The organism is Paenibacillus taihuensis (genome assembly GCF_003386535.1).
Lineage (GTDB): Bacteria > Bacillota > Bacilli > Paenibacillales > Paenibacillaceae > Paenibacillus_Z > Paenibacillus_Z taihuensis.
Genome location: NZ_QTTN01000019.1, coordinates 112,971 through 122,130 on the forward strand (window position 1 = coordinate 112,971; position 9,160 = coordinate 122,130).

Sequence of the window (9,160 nt, forward strand, 5' to 3'; positions counted from 1 at the left end):
AATGTTTGAAAGAACCAGCCCTGTTATGTATTTTTCCGCGATTCTTATTATTGAGTTGCGTGTCGCTTGACGCTATAATATAACGTGGAAAACTGTGAAAATCTAAAGTCTAAGCAGAAAAGGTGCAATCATGAGCATATTAAACGTAGAACGACTTAGCCACGGCTTCGGCGATCGGGCCATCTTCAACGATGTTTCGTTCCGTCTGCTGAAGGGCGAGCATATCGGACTGATCGGCGCCAACGGCGAAGGTAAATCCACATTCATGAACATTATTACAGGAAAGCTTCAGCCGGACGACGGTAAAGTCGAATGGTCCAAGCGGATGCGTGTCGGCTACCTGGACCAGCACGCGGTGCTGAACAAAGGAATGACGATCCGCGATGTACTGAAGGGCGCCTTCCAATACTTGTTCGACATGGAACAAGAGATGAACGACATGTACGGCCGCATGGGCGAGGTAACTCCCGAGGAGCTCGAGCAGATGCTTGAGGATGTCGGTACGATTCAGGACACGCTGACGAACCAGGACTTCTACATGATCGACGCGAAGATCGAAGAGACGGCTCGCGGTCTCGGCTTGACCGATATCGGTCTGGAGCGTGACGTTCATGACCTCTCAGGCGGTCAGCGGACGAAGGTTCTGCTCGCCAAGCTGCTTCTCGAGAAGCCGGACATTCTTCTCCTTGACGAGCCTACGAACTATCTCGACGAACAGCATATTGAATGGCTGAAACGTTACTTGAACGAATACGAGAATGCTTTTATTCTCATCTCTCACGATATTCCGTTCCTGAACAGCGTTATCAACTTGATCTACCACATGGAAAATCAAGAGTTGAACCGCTATGTCGGCGATTACGACCACTTCATGAACGTGTACGACATGAAGAAGCAGCAGCTGGAGTCCGCGTTCAAGCGCCAGCAGCAGGAAATTGCGGATCTTAAAGACTTCGTTGCCCGCAACAAAGCGAGCGTTGCGACGCGGAACATGGCGATGTCCCGTCAGAAGAAGCTGGATAAGATGGATGTTATCGAGCTTGCGAAGGAGAAGCCGAAGCCGCAGTTCAACTTCAAGGATGCACGCACATCCGGCCGTCTCATCTTCGAAACATCGGATCTCGTGATCGGCTATGACTCGCCGCTGTCGAATCCGCTGAACCTGCGGATGGAGCGCGGTCAGAAGATCGCGCTTGTCGGTGCCAACGGTATCGGTAAGACGACGCTGCTCCGCAGCATTCTCGGCGAAATTCCGGCGATCTCGGGTTCCGTACAGCTTGGCGAGACGCTGCACATCGGCTACTTCGAGCAGGAAGCGAAGGACGCGAACTACAACACATGTATCGATGAGATCTGGAATGAGTTCCCTTCCTTCAATCAGTTTGAAGTACGTGCTGCGCTTGCGAAATGCGGCCTGACGACTAAGCATATCGAGAGCAAAATCGCTGTGCTGAGCGGTGGCGAGAAGGCGAAGGTCCGTCTGTGCAAGCTGATCAACCGTGAAACGAATCTGCTCGTACTCGATGAGCCGACGAACCACTTGGACGTCGATGCGAAGGATGAGCTGAAGCGTGCTCTCAAGGCATACAAAGGCAGCATTCTGATGATCTCCCACGAACCGGAGTTCTATCGCGAAGTTGTAACGGAAGTATGGAACTGCGAGTCATGGACGACGAAGACGTTCTAATATAGGTGCTTTTGAAGCAGCTCTGATGATCTTGCCTGGCCTGTTCGGCTAGCGTTCATCGGGGCTGTTTTTTTATATGCAAATATGAAATTAAGGTAAGCGGCGCGGAATCGCTTGACGGTCCTTCGGATAAAAAGCTACATTGTCAATATGTGGAGAGGGGGACGAGTGACTTGAAACTTCAATATGACAGACCCGCAACCGTGTGGACGGAAGCGCTTCCAGTCGGTAATGGATGCCTTGGCGCTATGATCTATGGAGGTGTCGAGCAAGAAGAGCTGCAATTAAACGAAGATACATTATGGTCGGGGTTTCCAATTGACGGCACGAACCCGCGTGCGCTTGAAGTGCTCCCAGAGGTGCGCAGACTGGTCGCTGAAGAACGTTATGTCGAAGCGGACCAACTGTGCAAGGAAATGATGGGACCGTATACGCAGTCCTACCTGCCATTAGGCCATCTGCGGCTTACATTCGAGTATGGTCATTGCTATACGTCGTATGTGCGTACATTGGACTTATCGGTAGGAGTCTCACGTGTCCAGTATTCGATAGGCTCCGTAGTTTATACGCGCGAGACCTTCGCATCCCACCCAGACGGTGTCATCGTGATGCGACTTGAAGCAAGCGAGCCAGGGCGCCTGTCGTTCCGCGCGCAGCTGGATAGCCTGCTCCGTTACGAGACGAAGGGAGACGGCAGCAGCTATGTCATCGCTGGTGTAGCGCCGGAGTATGTTGCACCAAGCTATTATCCGGTGGATAATCCGATTGTTTATGCGGAGAATCCTGAATCGTCGCGGGCAGTCGCTTGGCATGGCGGGCTTAGCGTTAATCTGGGAAATGACGGCGGCTCGTGGTCAATTGATGCGAACGGGCTTCATGTTGCGGGAGCAACGACAGTTACGCTTTATTGGAGCGCGGCGACAAGCTTCGAGCGGTTTGATCTGGTGCCAGGCAGCGGAGGCAGGCAGCCGGGACTTATTGTTGCCGCAGCGTTGGAAGCGGCAGCTGCGTTGTCTTATTCGGAACTGCGCGAGCGGCATGTTGCCGATTACCGGTCGTTATATGAACGGGTGGAGCTTAAGCTTGGTCCGGCTGCTGCACCAACCGATATGACGACAGATCGTCGCATTACCGAATTCGGAGCGAAAGATGCTGCACTTGTGGAGCTGCTCTTCCAGTATGGGCGATACTTAATGATCGCGAGCTCACGGACAGGGACGCAGCCGGCGAACCTGCAAGGCATCTGGAATAAGGAGACGCGGCCGCCTTGGAGCAGCAACTATACGCTGAACATCAATACCCAGATGAATTATTGGCCAGTGGAAAGCTGCAATTTAGCGGAATGCCATGAGCCGCTGCTCAGCTTTATTGGCAATCTGGCGGTGAAAGGTGCGCGAACCACGTCAATCAATTATGGAGCGCGCGGCTGGACGGCGCATCATAATACGGATATTTGGGCTGGCGCTGACCCGGTCGGGGATTATGGTCAAGGAGATGCGAGCTGGGTGAGTTGGCCGATGAGCGGTGTATGGCTCAGTCAGCATCTGTGGGAGCATTACGCCTTTGGCCGTGATGAAGCTTATCTGCGTGAGCATGCGTATCCGATCATGAAGGGAGCAGCGCTGTTCTGCCTCGATTGGCTGATCGATAACGGTGAAGGCATGCTCGTGACGAGTCCGTCAACTTCGCCGGAGCATAAGTTCCAGACCGCGGAGGGGGTTGCAGCCGTAAGTGCAGGTGCTGCGATGGATCTGGAATTGATCTGGGACTTGATCACGAACTGTCAAGAAGCAGCGGCAGTTCTAGGTGTTGATGAGGAGTTAAGCGCCGAATTGGCTGCCGTGAAGGAGCGGATGAAGCCGCTTCAGATTGGCAGACATGGTCAGCTGCAAGAATGGACGCAGGGCGATTTCGAGGATGAAGATATGCATCATCGTCACGTATCGCATCTGTTCGGCGTGTATCCTGGCAGACAGCTGACGGGGGAGGATGAGCCGGAGCTGTTTGAAGCCGCGAAGCGCTCGCTTGAGCGGCGCGGCGATGAGGGAACGGGCTGGAGCTTAGGCTGGAAAATATCGCTTTGGGCCCGATTCGGCGACGGGGACCGTGCGCTGCGGTTAATCTCGAACTTGCTAACGATCGTTCGAGAGAATGATCCGCTCCGCTATCATGGCGGCGGCGTCTATCCGAACTTGTTCGATGCGCATCCGCCGTTTCAGATTGACGGTAATTTTGCTGCGACAGCGGGTATTGCGGAGATGCTGCTGCAATCGCATCAAGGCGCGCTGCAGCTGCTCCCTGCGCTGCCAAGCGCGTGGCCGTCCGGCTACGTTCGTGGCCTGCGCGCACGCGGCGGATTCGAAGTCAGCCTCCGCTGGGAGGAAGGCCGCTGGACGGAGGTCGAAATCATTTCAACTAGCGGTGAACCGTGCACCGTTGCGATGAATGAGCAAGATGGTCCTGCTGCTCTGTTGTCGGTGAAGGTGAAGACAGCGGTTGCCGGAAGAGAAGTGCCAACGCGTGTTGTTGACGGCAATCGGATCGTCTTTGATACAATTGCTGGCGAAGGGTACGTGCTGATGCGCGTATAACGATTATAACTCTTACAACACTCATAAGAAGAAGTAAGGAGCATGGCCTCTCTCGGTTAGCGAGATGAGGCCATGCTCCTTTTTGTTTCAATGATCAGCGCGTAAACCATATATCGCGGAACCGTACCCAGCCGAGGGATTCGAGCGAAATGCCGCGAATCGAAGGGTGGAACGCGGTCTTCAGATGTTTGCGGTACAGGAAGAGCAGGCTGTGCGACTCCACGAGCTGCTTCTCCAGCTCCAGAAAGGCCGCAGCTCTGCGCGAAGGCGAGCGTTCGGTCAATATGCTTGCGATCTGGCTCTGCAGCAGCTGCTGCATGTGCGGCTTCCTATGATGCTGCATGCTCGTGTACAGATCGATGAGCCGCAGCTCGCGATGCTCGTCGAGCATGATGGCGAACAGCAGCAGGTCTGCGCTGAGCCGTTCCTCGCCTTTGAACTGCTCCGCGGTGATGAGCTTTATGGCGATTGCAATGCCGGCGCTGGCGCATACTTGCTGCACCATCAGCGCGTCTGTCTCGTATTGCGGAATCGTCGCAAGTACGATTGGCTCTCCTTGGTAGCCGGAGCTTCGAACACGCGCTCGGACTGCTTCAGCGTCTGCGATATCAGCGGCGGCATCGCTAGTATGCGGCCAAAAGCTGCTTGCACGCTCGATGACATCGCCGGATAAGCGCGTGATCAGCTCCGAACGGTCCAGCGCGAGATCGACCGCCTCGCGCACGGCTGCATTCGAGAGCGGTCCGTCGCGCAGCTCGTTCACGGTAATGAACTTGCAGGTCATGCCGGAGTGCCGGACCTGCTGCCAACGGCTTGCGGCTGACTTCGATAGCCGCACGTTATGCATCACTTGGAAGGAAGCTAGCCCCGCAGCTTCGTCCAGCGGCTTGCCTTCCGGCTGCGTCCATACTTCAACCCGGTCGAGGAAGCCGCGTCCTTGGAAGTACGAGGGGAACGCCTCGAGTACGAATACGCCGTTCGCATGTTCTGCTAGCCGGAATGGTCCAGTTCCAATCGGACTCATTCCGATGCTGCTATATGGCTGCTGCTCCTCGAAATCAACATCTGTCCGTTCCGGAGCCGGCACGATAGACGCGCGATTCGTTGTCAAGAAAGCGAGGAACAACTCGTTCGGCTCGGACAATGTCATGCGCACCGTACGTTCATCGGGAGTCTCGATACGGAAGATTTTCATATAGACCCAGTTGAATAACCCCTTCGGAGCCAGTGATTGAAGGCGCTCGAGCGCGTATTTCACATCCGATGCGAGCATCTCAGCTCCGTGGTGGAACAGGACGCCTTTACGAAGATAGAAGGTCCATACCGTTCGGCTCTCATCGACTTCCCACGCATGCGCCAGATGCGGCAGAATCGCGTCCGCGGAAGCGCTCATCCGGACGAGCCCGTCATAGAGCTGGTTCACGAGATGGCTCTCGCCGGAGTAATGAATGCTTGCAGGATCAAGCGAATGAATCGTCTGATGCAGCGGAAACCGCAAAATATCCATGCGGCGCTCGCCCTGCAGCTCCGAATGGAAGCCAAACCGCCCCGAAAGCCACTCCTGGAATTGATTCCGCAGCACGCGCGAGCCTTCATCCATCGCCTGCAAATACGAAATCGCGGATTGCAAATCTTGCTTCTCGGCGATTTCCTGCGCCTCCTGCAAAGCAATGTCTTCCTTGCGTGCCACAAATTGCAGCACGGAGCGGTTGCCGCGCCCGCGCCTCGACTCCCAGCTCAGCCACTGCTCCTGCTGCATTCGCTTGAGCAGCAGCACCATATTGCGGTGGGTGCAATCGAGTGCTTCCGCGAGTTCGAGCGTCGTCGTTTCCAGCGGCTCGTGTTCTTTGAACTGCGGAAAGTGATTGCGGAGCGCCAAATAATGGTGCCGAATCTTCATCCCATTCCCTCCTTTGCGGCAGGCTCGATAAAATATGAAATTTCGCTTCGAAATCTTACACTTTTTGTTCTTATTTTATAGGCTACAATAAAAGGGGGAAAATTACAATTTGCTGCCCGTGCAGCGAATCCATAGGAGTGAGAGCATGAGAGATCCAGCACCATGGCAACGCAGATACGAGCGAATTGCTCTGCTGTCGTTGCTATTTGGCTTGATCAGTCAGTATTTAATGATCGGACATTCATTTGGCATCAATGTACCGCTGTTCGTGGCATTGTTCTATGGATTATACTTCTATGCCGTGCAAGGGAGAATCGGCGGCTTCGATCAGTGGCGCGGCCAATCCAAATCCGGATGGCTGCTTTGTCTGCCAATCGCGCTTCTGTCGCTAACTTACGTGCTCTTCGCGAATACGTTATTTCAATCCCTGAACATCGTGGTTCTTCCGGCGCTCGCTGCCGCACAGACGGTGCTGCTCACCAGAAGCAGTGCGAAGCCTTGGTACCGGGCGGCATTCTACCATGATGTCTTGTACGTGGCGATATTCAAGCCGATTACGTATATTTCCGTTCCTTTCGAACTGTTCGCTTCACGATTCTTGCCTAATGGCTTCATCTCAGAAGCCAGCAGTCCGGCTGTTAGCAGGGCACGGCGCATCGTACTCGGGTTACTGCTCGCCGCGCCGCTGCTGCTCATCGTAATTTTGCTGCTTGCATCTGCCGACAGCATTTTTCAAAGCTTACTGAACCGGATTCCGAGCTTGTTCGGCGATGTTTCCATCGGCAACGGCATCGTTCGGCTTATCGCCGCTTTCGCCATTGCGCTGTATGCGTTCTGTTATTTATGGACGCTATTGTTCCGCAGAACAGGGGAACAGCTGCAAACACCTCCGGCACGTTTGGCCAAGGTGCGATTCTTATTCGATCCCATTACGGCTGAAACGCTGCTCATATGCTTCAACCTCGTTTATCTCGTGTTTGCAGCGATTCAATTCTCTTACTTATTCGGTGCTGCTTCCGGATTACTGCCGGAAGGGGCGGCTTATGCCGATTATGCGAGACAGGGCTTCGCGCAGCTCGTCGTCGTGTCGATCATCAACCTCGGATTGCTGCTTGGCGGCCTTCACCTTGTGAAGCGGGAAGGGCAGACGGCGGAGACGGTACGCAAAATCTCTCTCAGCCTGCTGGTCGGCTGCACGATCGTCATGCTCGTATCCGCGTTCAGCAGGCTGCAGCTCTACGAACAAGCTTACGGCTTCACGCAAACACGATTGCTCGTGCACGGATTTATGCTGTTTCTCGGCCTCGTCTTACTTATGTCACTCATCCGAATCTGGAGAGAGCATTTCTCGCTGGCAAAAGCCTACATCGGTCTTGCAGTTGCAGCCTACGTGGTCATGAACTATATCAATATCGATGCAATCATTGCGGAGCAGAATAGCATTCGCTATTCCTCCACGGGTAAAATCGACCTTGAATACTTGAAGACCTTATCTCCAGATGCGCTGCCAGCACTGGTGAAGCTGCAGAAGGAACATCAGAACGATCTTCCGGCACTGACGCCGATTATCGACAGTATCCGTAATGCTGCGATTGAACACGGCAGCTGGCAATCATGGAGCTGGCCTCAGCAGCGAGCACGGGATATAGACGATTAGTTAATGGGGTTAATTAAAATGAATTAGTGTCGTTAATTATCGTTAACTGTCGTCGTTTGGCTAAGCGCTGTAAAATGTGGGGGAAAGAGCGAGTTTCATGTTATTTTATGGCGTTAATTGTAGGATTGAAGAGGAGGGGAACGCCGAGTGAAATCAAGCGAGACGGCGAATACGAATCATGATTTTCCGGCTGGACTTGCGAAGCCGGCGCTCCGAGCGCTTAGCAATGCAGGGCTGCACAGCTTAGCCGACATCTCGAGCATGAGTGAAGCAGAGTTCAGAAAGCTGCATGGGATCGGACCGAAAGCAGTCGATCTGATCGTTGCGGCGTTCGAGGCGAAGGGGCTTGCTTTTGCGAAGAGTCAAGTTGCGGCTCTCGTGACAGAAGACGGAAGATTGAGAGAGGAGAATACACGATGAAGCTTACCTTTCCACTGGTGCATACTGCAGAAGAGATCGCTGAACTCGCTGCGTTTGCGGCAGAGATTTGGCGCGAGTATTATGTATCCATCATTACGATGGAGCAGATTGATTACATGATCGGCAAATTCCAGTCGATTCAGGCGATGACGGATCAAATCCACCACCAGTCCTATGCGTATTATGTGATGCAGCAGGATGGTTCGACGGTCGGATATATGTCGGTGAAGCAGGAGGACGGCAAGCTCTTCCTAAGCAAATTCTATATTGCCAAAGAGCACCGTGGTCTCGGCTATGCAAGTCAAGCGATGACGTTCCTGGAGCAGCTTTGTAAGGAGAGGCAAATAAGCCACATCTGGCTGACAGTCAACCGTTATAATGAGTCCAGTATTGCGGTTTATGAGAAGAAAGGTTTTAAGGTCGTGCGGGAGCAGATTGCGGATATTGGGAACGGTTTTGTGATGGATGATTATGTGATGGGAAAATCGGTTGCAGTGAGTGTTACATAATATTAGTTATGTAAACCAAATGGAGTGATAGGGCCCCACTCTTAGCGAACACAATCAGAAAGGAGCTACCCACTTGGACAGCTCCTTCTTTGTTGTACGCCCAGCATGGGCGTCATCTCTAGGGTGAAAGTCCCGAACGGGGGCTGGCGAACGCCTACCGTTAGCCAAGAGCAAGGGTGTCCGCCGCGAGGCGGAATCTGAAGGAAGCTTAAGGCAAATGCACGAGCCAAGGTACACGAACTGGATTCGAGGCAGGGTTAGCCGGATGAGTCACCAACACATGACGAAATCCCAAGTCGCCAAAGGCTATCTTTGTAAACTCCAGTGGTTGCGGGCAGAAAGATGACGTTCTTATCTGGGGAGGTCTGCGGGAGGGGAAAAAAAAATGCGAAGTCA

General features: G+C 53.5%; 6 protein-coding genes. 5 read left to right on the forward strand and 1 reads right to left on the reverse strand.

What is annotated here, in order from left to right:
- Positions 1-130 precede the first annotated feature (130 nt).
- On the forward strand, positions 131-1,687 hold the full coding sequence (locus A8990_RS16820; protein ID WP_116190202.1) for an ABC-F family ATP-binding cassette domain-containing protein: 1,557 nt from the start codon (positions 131-133) through the stop codon (positions 1,685-1,687).
- Between the two features lie 173 nt (positions 1,688-1,860).
- Positions 1,861-4,278 carry a glycoside hydrolase family 95 protein gene (locus A8990_RS16825; protein WP_116190203.1) on the forward strand — a complete coding sequence of 806 codons (2,418 nt, stop codon included), beginning with the start codon at positions 1,861-1,863 and terminating at the stop codon, positions 4,276-4,278.
- A 94-nt stretch (positions 4,279-4,372) separates the two neighbouring features.
- On the opposite strand, the gene A8990_RS16830 is transcribed toward A8990_RS16825, so the two are convergent.
- Positions 4,373-6,178 (reverse strand): ABC transporter substrate-binding protein, encoded by a 1,806-nt coding sequence (locus A8990_RS16830; protein ID WP_116190204.1) that lies wholly within the window; start codon positions 6,176-6,178, stop codon positions 4,373-4,375.
- Between the two features lie 145 nt (positions 6,179-6,323).
- On the opposite strand from A8990_RS16830, the gene A8990_RS16835 reads away from it, so the two are divergent.
- The 3 genes from A8990_RS16835 to A8990_RS16845 all read left to right on the forward strand — a co-directional run bounded on the left by A8990_RS16835 (position 6,324) and on the right by A8990_RS16845 (position 8,764).
- Positions 6,324-7,835: a DUF4153 domain-containing protein gene (locus A8990_RS16835; protein WP_116190205.1), complete on the forward strand. Its 1,512-nt coding sequence runs from the start codon at positions 6,324-6,326 to the stop codon at positions 7,833-7,835.
- Positions 7,836-7,982: 147 nt separating this feature from the next.
- Positions 7,983-8,255: a helix-hairpin-helix domain-containing protein gene (locus A8990_RS16840; protein WP_116190206.1), complete on the forward strand. Its 273-nt coding sequence runs from the start codon at positions 7,983-7,985 to the stop codon at positions 8,253-8,255.
- A complete protein-coding gene (locus A8990_RS16845) occupies positions 8,252-8,764 on the forward strand; it encodes a GNAT family N-acetyltransferase (RefSeq protein WP_116190207.1) in 513 nt (170 codons plus the stop codon). The genes A8990_RS16840 and A8990_RS16845 overlap by 4 nt, the downstream gene beginning before the upstream one ends.
- The last annotated feature ends 396 nt before the right edge of the window (positions 8,765-9,160 follow it).

Excerpts from the sequence above, each read along its gene's own strand:
- A8990_RS16820 (WP_116190202.1), top strand. The coding sequence starts at position 131 with ATGAGCATATTAAACGTAGAACGACTTAGCCACGGCTTCGGCGATCGG.
- A8990_RS16830 (WP_116190204.1), bottom strand. The coding sequence starts at position 6,178 with ATGAAGATTCGGCACCATTATTTGGCGCTCCGCAATCACTTTCCGCAG.
- A8990_RS16835 (WP_116190205.1), top strand. The coding sequence starts at position 6,324 with ATGAGAGATCCAGCACCATGGCAACGCAGATACGAGCGAATTGCTCTG.
- A8990_RS16845 (WP_116190207.1), top strand. The coding sequence starts at position 8,252 with ATGAAGCTTACCTTTCCACTGGTGCATACTGCAGAAGAGATCGCTGAA.